Raw genomic sequence first — 16,852 nt, 5'->3', positions numbered from 1 at the left:
CTGAATGAACCAAGTGGAAATCCACATAAAAGGCAAAACATATCAATTCCCCACCATCATCGGAACGGATGGAAAAGAGGGTATAGATCTTTCTGATTTTTATCGTAAGACCGGACTTGTCACTGTAGACCCGGGCTTATTTAATACAGCGCTCGGTCTTTCCAAAGTTTCCAGACGTGATCCCGAAAAAGGAGAATTGTCCTATCGCGGTTATGATATTGCGGAGCTTGCACACCAATCTACATTCGTAGAAACTTCCTATTTATTGATTTACGGAGACCTTCCGAATAAACAAGAGTTAGCTGATTTTTCCAAAAGACTTTCAAAACACTCGATGATTCACGAAGATATGTTGAATCTGTTTGACGGATTTCCGGGAGTAGCGAATCCTTTGGCGGTTTTGTCCGTTATGGTAACTTCTTTATCCAGTTATTATTTGGAAGACTACGAAGAAAAACTGGATATGGGAGTCGATTTGATCACTCGTTTGCTTGCAAAGATCAGAACCATTGCCGCATTTACTTACAAACATTCGGTGGGTCATCCTTTCGTATATCCTTTGGACAAAAATCCTTATTGTACAAACTTTTTATATATGATGCATTCCGTTCCTGCCGGGGCTTATAATGTTCCCGAAGAATTCGATCGTATCTTAAATCAACTTTGGATTTTACATGCGGATCACGAACAAAACGTATCCAACACCGCAGTACAAGCAGTAGGTTCCACTCAGGCAAATATATTCGCTTCTATCTCCGCAGGCATTATGGCACAGTGGGGAGCGAGAGAAGGCGGAAGGCCGACTGCTGCGATTGCACTAATCGAAGATATCATCAAATCCAAAACGGATGTGAAACATTACTTCGAAAGATTCAAAACAGGCGAAGCAAAACTTCACTCCAACGGATTCGGACAAAAAGCTTATGATACCGTAAGTCCGCGTGCCAAAGTGGTTCGTGGTATTGTTCAGGAATTTTATAAAAACCGCAAACTCAATGCTGTGGAAGAAACAGCTCTGAAAATCGATGAACTTGTTTGGAATGATTCCTACTTCATTGAAAATCTATTGTATCCGAACTTGGAGTTTTATTCGGGAGTTGTTTTCCAGACTTTGGAAATTCCAAAGGAAATGTTCTCGGTTATGCAAGTGATCGGAAGATTGCCCGGATGGCTTGCCCATTGGAAAGAACAAAGAAAAAAAGGCGACTTCAGTAAGTTTCGTCCGAAACAAATTTATGTCGGAGAAAACCAACGTAAATACGTTCCGGTGCAAAGCCGAATCTAGTTCTAGTTCCCAAAGAGAAAATGAAAAACAAATTCCGGTTCTGTCTTCATTTTCTCTTTGTATGCATCACCCTTCTCGCTGCTTCCTGCGGTAAAGCCGCTCCGGCACCTGTTGCCAAATCGGGAGTCTTGGAAGCAGCAAAGTTTCTGGAAGATGATTCTCATATTCTAAAATTAGTTGGTGATTGGCAATACTATCCATGGTTGCTAGTTAGCCCGACCGATTTGCCTACTCTGGACACCCAACTAAATAAGGAATATTTCACAGTGCCGGGGATCTGGTCCGAAAGTTTTTGGAATAGGGGTTTTCTGGCAGGGGATGGATATGCCAGTTTTCGTATTCTCATCAAACACAATCTGAAGAACCAAGCTCTCTCTTTGAAAATTCCCGAAATGGAAACCGCTTATGTTTTGTTTGCTGACGGAAAAAAATTGGCTAATAACGGAATTGTTTCCAGTTCCGAATTGAATTCCAGACCTGAATACCGTCCTTTGATTGCGGACTTCGTACCTTCTTCGGATCAAACCGAAATCATATTACAGATATCCAACTATCATCATAGGAAAGGGGGCCCCGGACAAATCATCAGTTTGGGACATGCAAAAGCAATTCACTCTCAGTTTGATACGGAAATTCTCAAGGATATGCTCCTCGTCGGTAGTATTTTGTTTATGGGAATCTATCATCTTCTTTTGTACTTTAATAGAAAGAAAGACCGTCATACTTATTGGTTTGCCCTGGCTTGTTTGCTGATTTGCCTGAGAGTCTTTATTACAGGAAACAAATACATTACTTTGTTTTTTCCCAATTTGCCTTGGGAGTTGCACTTAAAACTCAGTTATCTTTCTTTCTTTTTGATTCCTCCCGTTTTTTGCCGTTATATATTTCTGCTTTTCAGACCTCAGTTTTCAAAGATCGGTTATAGTATTATCTTTAACGTCGGTTTGTTGTTTTCACTGCTCGTTTTATTGACAAGATCTTCTTTTTACACCTATTTGATGATTCCTTATCAGGTATTTACTTTGATAGGTGCTCTCTATGTAATGATTGTAATTTTTAAGGTGATACGGGATAAACAAGTCGGATCGGTTCTATTTCTGTTCAGTTTTCTAGTCTTTCTCACGACGTTTCTAAACGATATTATGGTGAACAATATCATCATTACTACTCCTCTTATGGTGCACTACGGAATTTTCATGATGTTCTTATTTCAATCTTTGTTTATTGCACGCGGATTTTCCAAGGGATTTCAAGATGCGGAAAATCTTGCCAATGAGCTCATTGATAAGAACAAAGACTTGGAAACAGTCAGATCACAACTCACCAATCTGAATGAAAAACTGGAAGATAAAGTGAATGAAAAGACCAAAGAGCTTCAATCCAAACTGGATCAAATCGGAAAGGACTTAAAACTTGCAAAAAGCATTGTCAATAGTCTAACAACGATTCCCAACTTATCTCCTTATTTGAATGCGCAAATCCTCTACCAACCTCTCTCCGAAGTCGGCGGGGATATTTTTTCAGTCAAAAAGATGCAAGATACTTACTTCCGGTTTTTCCTCGTGGATGCAACCGGCCATGGTTTGCAGGCTGCCCTCTATACTATGATGATTCAATCCGAATTCGAGAGATTGAATGAAATCGCACTGAAACCGAACGATTTGCTTTTTTATCTGAACCAACATTTTTACGATAAAAACGCCGATCTTCAGATTTATTTTCCGGCTGTTGTTTTGGATTTTGATTTTGCCCAGTCTACTCTTCGTTTTGCCTGTGCCGGAATGCAAAACCATCTTCTTCAGAAAAAAAACGGGGATGTAATTTTTCTCGAAAACACAGGGCCTATCATCGGCATTTTGGAAAATTACCGGTTTGGAATGGTGGAACATAAAGTGGAAGTAGGAGATCGGATTTTTATCTATACGGATGGAATCTTTGAAGAACTCAATGAAATGGATGGTAGCGCCGCCTTGCGCGAGTTTACCGATGCATTGAAAAATACAACTCATCTTCCCATCGAAGAAGTGATATCCGATCTTACCGAAAACCTTTTCGATAAAATGAAAAAATCAAAATGGAAAGATGATGTATCTATGATCGCTTTGGAAGTAGGTTTGAAGTTCAAATCATCGGAGAGTTAAACAAAACACTACCAATCTCCACTGGATCCACCACCACCGGAATCACCTCCGCCTCCGGACCAACTGTCGTCCGAACTAGAAGAAGACCAGGAATCATCCGACGAAGAATACCCTCCTCCGTAAAAGCCCCCTCCCGAGCCACCGCCACTACTAGGCCAAATCAACTTTAACAAAAGATAGCCGACCCCGATCGCCACGGTGATAAAAACCGCGACAGCCGATTCGAAAAACCCGAGTAAACCCTGGTACCAAATGCTTACCGTAAATAGATAAGTGACGATTCCTGCCATCAAAGAAGGCATAAAAAGTCCCACAAACAGGATAACAGCTGCTACAATCAGATAAACGATATGATTTTCCGCTCCGCTGCCCGTTGTGGAAACATCATCTTCGCTTGGCGAATACTCACCCGAGATCGTACCGATGATTGCATCCACTCCGGCTTCAACGCCGGCATTCATATCCCCCGCTTTGAATTTGGGTTTGATTTCTTTTTGAATGATGCGGTAAGCTTGAACGTCCGTAAGTGCTCCTTCCAACCCGCGACCCACTTCGATTCTCATCTTTCTTTCCGTAGGTGCGATTAAAAACAATACTCCGTTGTTTTTCGATTTTTGACCCAATTTCCACTTATCAAAAACTTGAATGGCAACTTCTTCGATCGCTTCTCCTTCCAAGCTGGGAAGGGTGAGTATTGCAATTTGATTGGAAGTGGATGCTTCCTGAGCTTTTAATTTTGTTTCCAGATTGACGATGGTTTCTTCGGAAAGAATGCCTGCTTTGTCCGTGACTCGTTTGGACAACTCAGGAACGTCTATCGCTTGTAAGCTGGTAAAATAAGAAAGTCCTAATATAAAAACTAAACTGTAAATTTTCACTTCTTTTTTCCTAAAGTTGAGTTCCGCCATCTCTGATTTCATCGGAGATTTCGTTTTTATCATCTTTTTGGATTTGAAGTCCGTACTTAACAAGCAAATTGCCGCAAAAAAGTATGGAGGCAACGATTCCTTCTTTTTTGCGTTTTGATTTCATTCCTTCCACAATCAAACGAACCGCTTCTTCCCAATCGGACTGGGGAACGATTTTTGCGATGGCAGTGTCCGGAAGCACGCGTACCATTTTTTCCCGCAAAGAAATATAAATCAAAATACCGGTTCTGTTGTTTGTGCGAAACACTTCTTCTTCCAAAAAAGCTTCTTTTGCTTTCAGGTTTACAAAGAATTTTTTTGCACCGAACGGAACAATTGCTAAACGTAGGGAAGAAAGAAAATAAGGAAGAATGAATCCGGCAAAAGCACCTAACCATACGAATACGATTGAATCCAATGCGCCGTAGTCCCATCCTTTGAAACCGAATCTGTCTAAAAAGAAAAGTGCCGATCCTCCCAATCCGCCTCCGATAAAAGAGCCGAACCAATTCCATTCTTTGTAATGGTGAGAGGCTTCCGCAAAATAAGGAACGATTTCTCCGGAAGTTTTTTTCTCCGCTTCTTGGACAGCGAGTTTGATTTCTGTTAGATCAGTTGTGGAAAAGTAACGAGATAAAATACCCATGGGGCAAAGTTTGGGTATTTTTATATCTCTCTGCAATCAAAAAATTATCTAAATTCTGGAATCGACTACAATGGCAATGCTCACAAGGAAAAGGTGAAGTATGCTGAAAAAGAAAAACTTTTTAGCAAAAACCGCTTCTTTGATCTGCAATAATTTATAGGCGAAGCTCAAAAACAAAATAGTCAGCAGTATCGCCGAAGTAAGATAAATCATTCCCATTCTATCTTCTGCAAAATAGAATCCCAGAACCGTAACCGAATAGGCGATGGAATATAAGAAAATCTGCTTCACTGTTTTATCTACGCCGGAAACCACAGGCATCATGGGAATCCCAGCGAATTCATAATCTTTTTTAAGGAAAATCGCCAAAGCCCAGAAATGCGCAGGTGTCCAGAGAAAGATCATTAAAAATAAAACCCATGCAGGTAATGGAAGAGAATTTGAGACCGCCGCATAACCGATCAAAGGTCCTATGCAGCCGGAAATTCCCCCGATCACAACATTTTGTTCCGTCCTGGGTTTCAACCAAAGAGTGTAAAGAAATACATAAAGTAATAATGCGGCCCAAGCACAAATGGCTGTGAGAAGATTTACATAATAATGCAATATCCCGAAAGCAAGAAGCATAATCACTGTTCCCAAAAAGAGTGCCGTCTTGGGAGTGATGATTCCTTCCGGGATCGGTCTTTTTTTCGTTCTGTACATCACGGCGTCTTTTTCCCATTCGATGTATTGATTGAATATGAAGGATGCGGAACTCATCAGATAGGTTCCGAGCATTGTGACTAGTGTCAAGGAAAGGGAAGGTGTTCCCTCCGTTCCCAGATAAAGGCCCGGAAAAACAGTTGCGAGCACAAGGATCGTGACCCTTGGTTTGGTGAGTTGGTTCCAGGTTTTAAGCATGATAGTCTACTTTCTCAGATCCGGTTTCGCTTTTTCGAAACTGGTGGAAACTGGCGATATAACATGCGGTAAAAACAAAAACTCCGTTTAATGTATGAAACCCGGTCAGAAGCTTTGGCAGCTGATAAAGAACGTTTAGCGCACCAACTAATATCTGTAAAATGATCAGATAGGACGCTGCTTTCAGATAAAACTTCACTTTTGTATCTTCCAATCGGAAGATGGAATAGGCGGTCGTTCCCAGGATCAGAAGTGCAGTGATGTATCCGAATATTCTGTGTTCCATTTGGAATCTGATCGTGCCGTGCATCTTGGGAATCCATTCTCCGAAACAGGTAGGAAAATCGGGGCAGGCAAGTCCTGCATAATGGGAACTCACTTTTCCTCCCAGAAAGAGTTGGTATAGAACAAAAGCTAGGATCAGTACGAATAAAAGCCGTGCTTCAGGCTTTGCGTGAAAAACAGATTTACCTTCTTCCTTTGCTTGCAATGCAATCGTCAGGCATGTAGTGAGAAGCAAAACCGCATTGATCAAATGAAGGTTAACCGTAGTTGGGTGAAGAAGTTTTGTTACCGTTAACGCACCCAAAGTCACTTGGGAAATAAGAAAAATAAGGGATAATGTCGCAGGGATCGCATAATTCTTTCTATGTTCTTTGTTTTTGAGAACGAATATCAATGCGGCAAAGATCAGTATCCCTAAAATACCCGAATAATACCGGTGTCCTACTTCCATAAAGATATGAAAAGTCCAGGTAGGTACAAATTGCCCGTTGCACAAAGGCCAATCGGGACAAGCAAGACCTGAATCCGTGGCTCGCACAAGCGGTCCGTAGATCATATTGAAGAGGATTAAGACGGAGAGGGCGGTGTATATTTTTTGTATTTTCATCTTCAGTCTGTTTCCTCCAGGATTGAAGACTGGATTGTCAGGAAAATAAATTTAATCAAAGTAAATCTAAAAATTGTTGGAGATTTAAACCGATTTCATTTATAGTCTTAGACAGGAACTATTTATATGAACAACCAAGACCTCTATAACAGAAGTGGATACTTGACTTTTCTTGTGACACTCGTTTTTAACCTTGTTTTCTTTGCCTATATCTCCTTTGTTCACCCGGGCACTCCTGATAACCCAGGACAAGGGACACCTTCGAGCCATTCCAAATAACACCGGAATTCAGCAAAAACACTCGTGTTATTTTCCAAATCCGCACTTTATCTTCTCTACTTTGCCTGGGTTTTGCCTACGGTTTTGTGGGCCTATGACCCTCATTCCAATCTGACAAAAGAGAACAAACTTCCCAAAGAACTTTCTGAAATTGGGATTTCGGATGTAACCGGAAAACAAATCGATTTCCACATTCCATTTATAAACGAAGAAGGAAAAGAAGTCCTTTTGTCCGATTATTTCAAAAAAGGCAAACCGGTTCTTTTTTCTCCTGTTTATTTCAAATGTCCTACACTTTGCAATCATCATATGAACGGAGTGATGAAGGGCTTGAAACGTTTGGATTGGACTGCGGGAAAAGAGTTCCAATACATCGCAGTGTCGATTGATCCCAGAGAAACGGAAGAGATTTCCGCGCCGAAAAAACGAGCATATGTTCAAGAATATGATCGTCCCGGGGTGGAGACAGGCTTTCATCTGTTAACTGGCAAAAGCGAATCCATCGCCGCATTAATGAAACAATTAGAATTTCGCTATACTTGGGATGAAACAGCCAAACAGTTCATTCATGCAAGCGGAGTATATGTATTTACACCCGAGGGAAAGGTTTCTCGTATCTTCCAAGGCATCCAGCTTTCGGAAAGAGACCTGAAGTTAGCCTTTCTTGAGGCAGCTGATGGTAAGATTGGGAGTTTTGCAGACAAGTTTGCTTTATTTTGCTTTCAATTTGACCCATACAAAAATAAATATACGATATACGCTTACAGGATAATGCAAATGGGCGGGGGTGTTACACTCCTGATCTTGGGCTCGTTTTTATTCATAAACTGGCGAAAAACAAAAAATAATCACCGTCAAGGAGTCATGTAAATGTCTTGGTTTACCGCCTTCCCAGCGACCTCGTCGTTCATGCCAATACAGGCTACGGAAATCGCAAAAGAAGTAGATCTTCTTTACGCGTTTCTGCTCGTATCGAGTCTCGTTTCTTTTGTGATCTTGGTGGGAGGAATGACTTGGTTCCTCATCAAGTTCAAACGCACCTCTGTCGACCAAAAGTCTGCCTACATTACTCATAATAATTTTGCAGAATTTTTATGGTCTTTTATCCCTCTCGTGATCATGGTCGGGATATTTTACTGGGGTATGGTCATCTTCGAAAAACTTCGCACTCCGCCTGAGGATATCGCAACGGAGATCCATGTAACTGCAGAGCAGTGGGCATGGACTTACCGTTACGCAAACGGTAAAGAATTCTACAGTTCTGCGAATGATCCTCTGATTGTACCTGCGGGAAAAGCCACAAAGATCATTCTCACTTCTAAAGATGTCATTCATAGTTTCTTTGTTCCTGCTTTCCGCGTGAAACAAGATGCTGTTCCGGGAAAGTACACTCAAATATGGTTTGAACCAAAAGAACCGGGAACTTTCGTTGTTTTCTGTACTGAGTATTGCGGAACCAAACACTCCGGAATGTTGATTACGATCAAAGCACTTCCTGCGGATGAGTTTGCTGCTTGGTTCCATGCCGAGAAAAAAGGCGCAGACACTCCGGCTGACAAAGGTAAAACTTTGTTTGCACAGAAAGCTTGCGCTAGTTGCCATTCCTTAGACGGAAGCAGAATCGTGGGTCCATCCATGAAAGGTCTTTTCGGAAGTTCTAAAAAGTTTGCAGACGGATCCGGTGCTAAGGCGGACGAAACTTACCTTCGTGAATCTATTCTTGTATCTACTGCAAAAATCGTAGAGGGCTATGCTCCAGCGATGCCGGTATTTCAAGGGCAACTTTCCGATGAAGACGTCGAAAATTTAATCGAATACATCAAAACTATAAAATAAGGAGACGGATATGAGCTCAGCACATACAAACACAGCACATGATCACTCCACTGATCATCATTATCTGAACCATCAATCAGGAATCTGGTCTTGGCTCACTACGAAAGACCATAAACGAATCGGTTTGATGTATTTCATCACTATCATTGTTACTTTCGCATTGGGTGGTTTTTTCGCTTTGGGAATTCGTTTGCACCTCGCAAAATTCGGTGCAACTCCTCTTTTGGATCCTGATACTTATAATAAGTTCATGACCTTCCACGGTGCCATCATGGTATTCATGGTAATTATTCCCGGAATTCCCGCCTTTCTAGGAAACTTCGTTCTACCCATCCAATTGGGCGCAAAAGACGTTGCCTTCCCTAGATTAAACCTTGCTTCTTATTATATTTTCCTAGCGGGAGCGGCACTTGCTGCAACTTCTATGATTTATAATCAAGTGGATACCGGTTGGACGTTTTACACTCCGTACTCGACATCGAAAACATCTAGCGGTGTGATCTTTTTGGTAATGGGTGCTTTCACGATGGGATTTTCTTCCATTTTGACCGGACTCAATTTCATTGTTACTACCCACAAGCTAAGAGCTCCGGGGATGACAATGGATCGCATTCCACTTATGGTTTGGGCACTTTATTCCACTTCTATCATCCAAATTCTTGCAACACCAATCCTTGCGATCACTCTTATGTTGATTGCTGCGGAAAAAGTGATAGGAATCGGGATTTTTGATCCGGACTTAGGCGGAGATCCTGTTTTATTCCAACACTTCTTCTGGTTCTACTCTCACCCTGCGGTTTATATCATGATTCTTCCGGCGATGGGTATCATTTCCGAACTAGTAACTGCATTTTCCAAAAAGACGATTTTCGGATACCGTGCGATTGCTTATTCTTCCGTTGCGATCGCTGCAGTATCCTTTTTGGTTTGGGGACATCATATGTTTGTTTCCGGTCAGTCTACTTTGGCAGGGATCATATTCTCCATCATCACTATGTTTGTCGGGGTTCCGACGGCGATCAAACTTTTCAACTGGCTTTCCACGATGTATCGCGGAACGATCAGTTTTGAAGCTCCAATGCTTTATGCAATCGGGTTTATGTTCTTATTTACCATCGGCGGTTTGACGGGAGTTTTCCTTGCTTCTACCGGTATGGACGTTCACTTTCACGATACTTACTTCGTGGTAGCTCACTTCCACTATGTGATGGTGGGGGGAACTTTGATGGCATTAAACGGTGGGATTCTTTACTGGTTCCCTAAGATGTTTGGAAAAATGACATCCGATTTAGGCGGAAGGATTTCCTGGGTTTTGATCTTCACCGGATTCAACGTAACATTCTTCCCTCAATTCGTATTGGGTGCAATGGGAATGCCAAGACGTTATTTTGACTATCTTCCCGAATACACAAACCTAAACCAAATTTCTACAGTTGGTTCTTGGTTGATCGGAAGCGGATTCGTTGTGATTCTAATCACATTGATTCACGGTCTTCTAAAAGGACCAAAATCCGGAGACAATCCTTGGGGAGCAAAAACTCTCGAATGGCAAACTTCTTCTCCTCCTCCACACGAAAATTTTATTGAAACACCAACAGTAACTGCAGGGCCATATGACTTCCGTTAGTTCAACAAGTGAATTCCATCATCAGCACCACTTTAAGAGTGCTGAGCACCAATACGCTTCCTCTAAGCAAGGTATTTGGTTGTTCTTATGCACAGAGATTCTTATGTTCGGTGGTCTATTCGTAGGCTACCTGATCTACCATTCTCTTTATCCGGCCGTCTTTAAAAACGGTTCTCATACCCTCGATTGGAAAATGGGTGCGGTCAACACGGTTGTCCTTCTCATCAGTTCCTTTACGATGGCTGCGGCAATCAACTTCGTACAACGGGGATTGCATAAGATCGCATCGATTATGCTGATTCTTACAATCGCTTGTGCAGCAGCGTTCATGGTAATCAAATACTTTGAATACACTCACAAGTTTCATGTAGGAACCGTTCCAGGCAAATTTTCGCTTGTAGATCCTACTTGCGGAACCGGTGGTAACAGAGCGGATTGCGAAACAAAGATCGGAGCTCTTCTGAAATCGGAAAAACTTCGTCATGAAAATCATGTTTCCGAAGAAGAAGCTGCTCGCTTGCAAGCTGTGATCTCCCGCCCGAAATGGGAAATGTTTTACGGATTTTATTTTATCATGACCGGTCTTCACGGGGTTCACGTTGTTGTGGGAGCTCTTATGATTTTCTGGATTTTGATCAAAACTCTTCGAAGAAAAGTAGGTCCTGAATACTACACTCCAGTGGAAGGCGTCGGTCTTTTCTGGCACGTTGTGGATTTGGTATGGATTTACCTCTTCCCATTACTCTACTTAGTCGGATAAAGGACGAAACAGAATGGAATACGTAATTAATTATAGCCTTTGGTTCATCGCATTTGCTGCGGTGGCCACTCCACTTTTAGGATTTGGTGTATTTGCTCCGGTGATTGCAAAGACAACCGTGCTTGCTTTCATCGTGAATTGGTTTTCTCAATTTTTTCAAACGGATCGAGTTACAAAATTCAAAGAAGAAAATAAAGATAACAAACTTCTTAAATTTGTAACCGGAGAAGAAGCACACCAGGAAGATCACGCTTCCGCATCCATGTGGGTGGAAGACGGAGACGGTGGTGAAGAAGAAGAACACGAACATCATGTGATTTCTATCAAGACATATATTTATGTTCTACTCGCTTTGTTTTTGGGAACATTCATCACTGTTTGGGTGGCTCAATACGATTTGGGCAAATTGAACATGATCGTTGCTATGGGCGTGGCTACTTGCAAAGCTTTCTTTGTATTGGCTTACTTTATGCACTTAAAGTATGATAACATGCTCAACCGTGTGATCTTTCTTTCCGCATTTGCTTTCTTGGCATTACTCTTCGCTTTTACTGCAGGAGATATCGCTTCCCGATTGCTTCCTGTCTTCGGTTTCGAAGGAAAGTAAAACAAACTCTAATAGATTATTTTCTCGCGTTTATGCGGGAAAATAAAAACAATGAACCTCACTCTTCGGTGGGGTTTTTTTTATGAAAAAAACATTCTTCTATTTTGTTTTAATCTTAATTCTATTTTTCTCTTTTCGAGCTTTGGACTTTTTCGCTTTTTGGATATTGGATCTTACCAAGAAGGAAAATGTAGTCAAACTTCCGGTGAATACCGAGTTTATCTCCGTCAGCTCCGATTATGTATATCTAACCAAATCCAATTCTCTTGGAATTCGAAATCCGGAACTTCCCGCTAAAAAGAAAAAACGGGTTCTTATGCTCGGAGATTCCTTTGTTTTCGGGATTGGGGTGGAAGAGAAGGACTCTATGGTTCGCCTTGTGGAAGAAAAACTTCGTTCACAAGGTTATGATTATGAATTGGTAAATGCGGGCATCATCGGTTATGCACCCAAAGACAGTCTGAATTTATTTCGTCAATTGAAGGACAGGATTCAACCTGATGTTGTCGTACTATGTGTTTTTACAAATGATGTTTTTGAATCGGGAAAGTCCATTGTTTGGATTAAAACCAGAGAAAGAATTTATCGTAAAACTTGGGTTAGGGTGGCTGGTTTTGTATTCCCCAAAACAACTGAATATCTTGTGCAGTGGCAGATGGCTTCCAAAGCAAAAGCATTACAAACGGATGCGGATGCTACTTTTACCGCAAAGGTTGAGTATGAGCTAAAGAACAAAAGCAAATATAAAAATAAAAATCATTCGGAAGAAGAAACGAAAGCTTTGGTGGATGGATTTCTGTTGCAACTGAAAGATTTCGGGAAATTTGCGGGTTTTCGCGATGAAAACTTCGAGAAATGGTATACTAACATCGATAAGAATATTATAAAGAATGCCGCATCCGGAATGGTGAATTCTTTTTACGTATTGTACGGACTGATTGAACCGAATTATTTCAAACAATCCTTGGATCTTACGGGGGAAGGCGAGATACGGTATCAGAAACTCATCGAAGATATCGGGACTCTTCGCGAAGAATCGAAACAGCATGCGAATGAGTTTCTGCTTGTTTATGTTCCCAGCGAATTTCAATTTTCCAGAGAGAAATTGGAGTTGGGAAAAAATGTAGGGTATTCGGTCGAAAAACGTTGGTTAACCGGAGTTTCGAATTTGGAAAAGTCTTTGGGTGATTTTTCCAAAACAAATTCGATCCCTTTTCTTTCGTTAACGGAAACTTTCAGAAGTAAACCGAAAGAAAAGTTGGTATTTGATTTTGATCTTCATTGGAATGAAAAGGGCAATATTCTTGCTGCGGAAGAAATTTCCTCTTTTCTCATTAGAAATACGAAACAATCAACTTCGGAGTGAACGGATTGGATCGTATTTTACGTGTTATCTTTTTATAACGAAAATTGAATCAGCCTTCCCTTTTTTTCGTAAGAGTGAAATTGAAACCGGCTTGAAATATATTCCAAGGCTTTTTCATGGTAGAAAAATATATGGGTTAAATCTCGTCTATAATGCCAGTTGGGAAAGTCGATGGATTCGGAGAAAGTATCCGTCATACACAAGAGTTTCCCTTTTGGATTTAAAAGGTTTTTTAATAATTCGAATTCTTTTTTCGGATTTTGGAAATGTTCCATGACTTCCGTGCAGATGATAAAATCATATTGAGTTTGTAAGGTGGTCGGGTCGTTCCAAAAGAAAAGATCATATAAGTTTACGGAGTATCCTTTTTGTCTTAAATGATTAGCTAAGATGGGGCCGGGTCCCGCTCCGAAATCGAGTCCGAGTTTATCCTTTGTAAAATTTGCCTCAACGGCCTCCACGACCGGTGTCAAAAAATTCAAGTATCTTGGATCATTTATGTCGTTGTTGTGTAAAAGATACCTTTCTTTTTCGGCTTCTTTTGTTATGTGGTAATCTTTGTTCAGATAAACCGAATGGCAATTTTCGCATTGAAAGTAGTTTCCTCTTTTTTCATCTTTCCAAAAAGGTACCGCGGAAGAATCGCAAAGAGGGCAGGAGTCATTTGATTTTGTGTCCACTTAGATTTCCCAATCCGTCATAAGCTGCATATTTGTATAAATCATGCAAAGTCGGGAAGTTGAAAGCGATCGAGATAACATCATTTAATGTTTTTTTAGATTCTACCAAACTTAATCCGAAATGAATGAGTTCCGTTGCCTGGATACCGATGATATGAACACCGAGGATGATTTGAGTTTGTTTCTCGAAAACCAATTTTAAGAAACCATCCTGCGCTCCCAATATCTTTCCTCTGGGCATATCGGAGTAATGAGCTTTTCCCGTTAGGTGGGGAATGTTCTTTTCTTTCGCTTCCTTTTCGGAAAGCCCAACCATGGAAACCTCGGGAATAGTATAAATTCCATAAGGGAAAACCCTCGCCAACTTATCAAATCCGTCTGTTGCGAACATATGTGTCACCGCGATTCTTCCTTGGTCCATACTCGTGCTGGCAAGAGCCGGAAAACCGATCACATCTCCTACGGCATAGATGGATTCTATATTGGTTTGATAGTGCTCATTCACTTCCACAGCTTCTCTCTTTCCTACTTTAACACCTAACTCTTCCAGTTTGAGTCCCGCCGTTCTGCCGCTTCTTCCCGCCGCAAATAAAAACATATCTACTTTTAGTTTTTCTCCGGAGGTTAATACGATTTCAAAATCGTCTCCTTCCTTTAAAGGAGAGTTGATTTTATCAAGCCCGGAATTGAAAATAACTTGGATTCCGTCTTTTCGCATTTGTTCTACCAGGCTTGCGGAAAGCTCACTGTCTAAAAAAGGTAAGATTTCATCTCTGGTGTCTACTAAATAAACAGGTATACCCATTGCGCCGAATATAGTAGTGTATTCGCAACCGATTACACCTGCACCTAAAACACAAAGAGATTTGGGAAACCGTTTAAGATTTAAAATCGTATCCGAGTCATGAATCCGTTCTCCATCGAATGGTATGTTAGACGGTCGAAAAGGATAGGAGCCAGTAGCGACTAAAATAAAGTCTCCTCCTATCAGTTCTTCTTTTTCTTTTACCACCTTTATTATGTTAGCGGTTTGGAATTCGGCTTTGCCGTAAAAAAGAGTGATCTTGTGTTTTTCGATGTTCTTGTTGATCGCATCTACTTCGGATTGTTTCACATAATCTCTGCGGTAATAGAAATCTTCGATGGAAGCGTTTCGCCGCAGATCTTTATCTACTCCGAAGATACCTTTATCGTTTTTTCCGGATAGAAAGATGGCAGTTTCTTTTAAGGTTTTGGAAGGAAGTGTTCCTGTATGTACTCCCGCTCCTCCCGGCGCCTCCGCCATTTCAATGAGAGCCACTTTTTTGCCGAAATAAGATGCTTTCGCGGCGGCTTTTTCCCCAGCGGGACCAGCGCCAATGATGATAAGATCGAAGTGTAGCATAGCGCTCCTAGGGAAGGGATGTGAATCTTTAGTATCCCCGCCCTGCTTGGGTGGGGAACTAGACCCGCCACCCAATGCCTTCCTCGTATCATGAGCCGGCTTAATTTACGACCCCGATTTCAAATCTCTAAAAAAATCTTTCGAAAAGTTCACCTTTTTGCCAACAAATAGTATTATCTTTATCGAATAGGAAGAGGGCTAAGCCCTTTCCAGAATCATTGCGCCTGCGGTTCCACCGTGTGCACAAGCAGTCACAAGAACTTTTTTAGCATCTTTGTTCTCTGCAAAGTCCATGATCGCATTGTGAAGTAGTCGAACGCCAGTCGCCCCGAACGGGTGACCGATGGCAATAGAACCACCGTTAGGATTGATCTTCTTTTCATCGAAACGTTTTTCCCAATCAAATCCTGTTCTATTTTTGATCTCTTCCAAAGCAGCGACAGCGGTAGCAGCAAAAGCTTCGTGGATTTCGATGATGTCCATATTTTCGATTTTTTCGCCGAGTTCTTCCAAAAGGGAAGTAGTTGCTTCCGCTTGGCTAAGGCCCATAAGGTTCGGATCAATGCCTTTCATCTTGAAGCCGTTTAGCTGTGCTTCGGATTTCAATCCGAGAGCCTTTGCCGCTTTTTCGGAAGCAACGATAAGACCGGCAGCTCCATCGGAACGAGGGCTAGCATTGAAGATGGAAAGAGTAGGTCCGTGAGTTTTCTTCAAGTAAGAAGCATACTTTTCTTTGAACTGGTCAAACTTCATTTGCGGATTGTCGAAAAGTAGCATAGCGCGTCCCATACGAGTCGGGTTTTTTACAAGACCTTCGCGAAGTAGAACAGCCTCATCCGCTTGTAGAGGATTCCCTTCATCGTCTTTGACTTCCATAATATACGGTTTGTAACGACCTTCCTGAGTCGCTTCAAATGCTCTTTTGAAAGACTCGAATGCTACCTTGTCCTGTATTTCTCTTGATAAAGAATAGTTTTGTGCGAGAATCTCCGCAGTCACTTGCATACCGAAGCTGGTTTCGCCGTCACCTAATCCGTCTTCGAGTGTGTCTCTAACTTCTACACCTTCAGGAAGATCATTCGGAAGAAGTTTTAAAAGTGAATCCAAGCTGTTTGTTTTTTTATTCAATCGTGCATTTTTAACAACGAAAGGCATGGAAGTTTGAGATTCTTCACCGATGACAAGGAATACTTTTCCTTCTCCAAGTAAGATTCTTCTGGTTGCTTCCGCGACTGCTTCCAAACCGGATACGCAGTTGTTTGCAACTGTAAGACAAGGAATGTCCATCGGAAGACCGAGCAGGTTTGCGATGACTCGTGCGGAGTTTGGTGCGTTGGAAAATCCTTCTCCCACGATCACTCCGTCGATATCGGTCGGCTTCAAACCGCTTCTTTTCATTACTTCTTCACCAACGATTTTGCCTAAGTGGTGACCGGTATATTGCGAAAGCGCCTTGCCTATTTGTGCAAAAGGAGTACGAGCAGGTGCTGCAATTACGACTTTTTGATTAACTTTCATGTTGTTCCTCTTGTTTGATT

At 41.6% G+C, this 16,852-nt stretch carries 15 protein-coding genes; 8 read left to right on the top strand and 7 right to left on the bottom strand.

Features of this window, described 5'->3' with window-relative positions; genetic code table 11:
* Window positions 1–4: 4 nt before the first annotated feature.
* Both DI077_RS14595 and DI077_RS14590 read left to right on the top strand, forming a co-directional pair.
* Window positions 5–1,285: a citrate/2-methylcitrate synthase gene (locus DI077_RS14595; RefSeq protein WP_109021116.1), complete on the top strand. Its 1,281-nt coding sequence runs from the start codon at window positions 5–7 to the stop codon at window positions 1,283–1,285.
* A gap of 20 nt (window positions 1,286–1,305) precedes the next feature.
* Complete coding sequence (locus DI077_RS14590) at window positions 1,306–3,426, top strand: SpoIIE family protein phosphatase (RefSeq protein ID WP_109021118.1); 2,121 nt, start codon at window positions 1,306–1,308, stop codon at window positions 3,424–3,426.
* A gap of 8 nt (window positions 3,427–3,434) precedes the next feature.
* Here DI077_RS14590 and DI077_RS14585 read toward each other — a convergent pair whose 3' ends face one another.
* Genes DI077_RS14585 through DI077_RS14570 form a run of 4 tightly spaced genes read right to left on the bottom strand, consistent with a single transcriptional unit; the run spans window position 3,435 to window position 6,775 of the window.
* Window positions 3,435–4,367, bottom strand: coding sequence for a TPM domain-containing protein (locus DI077_RS14585; protein WP_242935221.1), 933 nt, complete (start codon window positions 4,365–4,367; stop codon window positions 3,435–3,437).
* A complete protein-coding gene (locus DI077_RS14580; protein WP_109021123.1) occupies window positions 4,315–4,980 on the bottom strand; it encodes a TPM domain-containing protein in 666 nt (221 codons plus the stop codon). The genes DI077_RS14585 and DI077_RS14580 overlap by 53 nt, the downstream gene beginning before the upstream one ends.
* 48 nt (window positions 4,981–5,028) lie before the next feature.
* Window positions 5,029–5,883, bottom strand: a complete 855-nt coding sequence (gene cyoE / locus DI077_RS14575) for a heme o synthase (RefSeq protein WP_109021126.1) — start codon at window positions 5,881–5,883, stop codon at window positions 5,029–5,031.
* Complete coding sequence (locus DI077_RS14570) at window positions 5,876–6,775, bottom strand: COX15/CtaA family protein (protein ID WP_109021128.1); 900 nt, start codon at window positions 6,773–6,775, stop codon at window positions 5,876–5,878. The genes cyoE and DI077_RS14570 overlap by 8 nt, the downstream gene beginning before the upstream one ends.
* A 303-nt stretch (window positions 6,776–7,078) precedes the next feature.
* Between DI077_RS14570 and DI077_RS14565 the strand changes: the two genes are divergently transcribed.
* The 6 genes from DI077_RS14565 (at window position 7,079) to DI077_RS14540 (ending at window position 13,250) form a co-directional block, all read left to right on the top strand.
* Complete coding sequence (locus DI077_RS14565; protein WP_109021129.1) at window positions 7,079–7,924, top strand: SCO family protein; 846 nt, start codon at window positions 7,079–7,081, stop codon at window positions 7,922–7,924.
* Window positions 7,925–8,890, top strand: a complete 966-nt coding sequence (coxB, locus tag DI077_RS14560; RefSeq protein ID WP_109021132.1) for a cytochrome c oxidase subunit II — start codon at window positions 7,925–7,927, stop codon at window positions 8,888–8,890. It begins immediately after the preceding gene.
* A 10-nt stretch (window positions 8,891–8,900) separates the two neighbouring features.
* Complete coding sequence (locus DI077_RS14555; RefSeq protein WP_109021134.1) at window positions 8,901–10,517, top strand: cytochrome c oxidase subunit I; 1,617 nt, start codon at window positions 8,901–8,903, stop codon at window positions 10,515–10,517.
* Complete coding sequence (locus DI077_RS14550) at window positions 10,504–11,277, top strand: cytochrome c oxidase subunit 3 family protein (RefSeq protein WP_109021136.1); 774 nt, start codon at window positions 10,504–10,506, stop codon at window positions 11,275–11,277. The genes DI077_RS14555 and DI077_RS14550 overlap by 14 nt, the downstream gene beginning before the upstream one ends.
* A gap of 13 nt (window positions 11,278–11,290) precedes the next feature.
* Entirely contained in the window at window positions 11,291–11,884 is a 594-nt protein-coding gene (locus DI077_RS14545; RefSeq protein ID WP_109021138.1) for a cytochrome C oxidase subunit IV family protein, read from the top strand.
* A gap of 82 nt (window positions 11,885–11,966) precedes the next feature.
* Window positions 11,967–13,250 (top strand): SGNH/GDSL hydrolase family protein, encoded by a 1,284-nt coding sequence (locus DI077_RS14540; RefSeq protein ID WP_109021141.1) that lies wholly within the window; start codon window positions 11,967–11,969, stop codon window positions 13,248–13,250.
* A 32-nt stretch (window positions 13,251–13,282) separates the two neighbouring features.
* Here DI077_RS14540 and DI077_RS14535 read toward each other — a convergent pair whose 3' ends face one another.
* From DI077_RS14535 to DI077_RS14525, 3 genes are all read right to left on the bottom strand, one after another.
* On the bottom strand, window positions 13,283–13,930 hold the full coding sequence (locus DI077_RS14535) for a class I SAM-dependent methyltransferase (protein ID WP_109021144.1): 648 nt from the start codon (window positions 13,928–13,930) through the stop codon (window positions 13,283–13,285).
* Entirely contained in the window at window positions 13,911–15,314 is a 1,404-nt protein-coding gene (gene sthA, locus DI077_RS14530; protein WP_109021146.1) for a Si-specific NAD(P)(+) transhydrogenase, read from the bottom strand. The genes DI077_RS14535 and sthA overlap by 20 nt, the downstream gene beginning before the upstream one ends.
* A gap of 198 nt (window positions 15,315–15,512) precedes the next feature.
* Window positions 15,513–16,832, bottom strand: a complete 1,320-nt coding sequence (locus DI077_RS14525; RefSeq protein WP_242935220.1) for a thiolase family protein — start codon at window positions 16,830–16,832, stop codon at window positions 15,513–15,515.
* Window positions 16,833–16,852: the final 20 nt, after the last annotated feature.

Source organism: Leptospira kobayashii (assembly GCF_003114835.2).
GTDB classification, from domain to species: domain Bacteria; phylum Spirochaetota; class Leptospiria; order Leptospirales; family Leptospiraceae; genus Leptospira_A; species Leptospira_A kobayashii.
The sequence above is the reverse complement of the archived record's forward strand: the minus strand, read 5'-3'. Positions and strand labels throughout refer to the sequence as shown.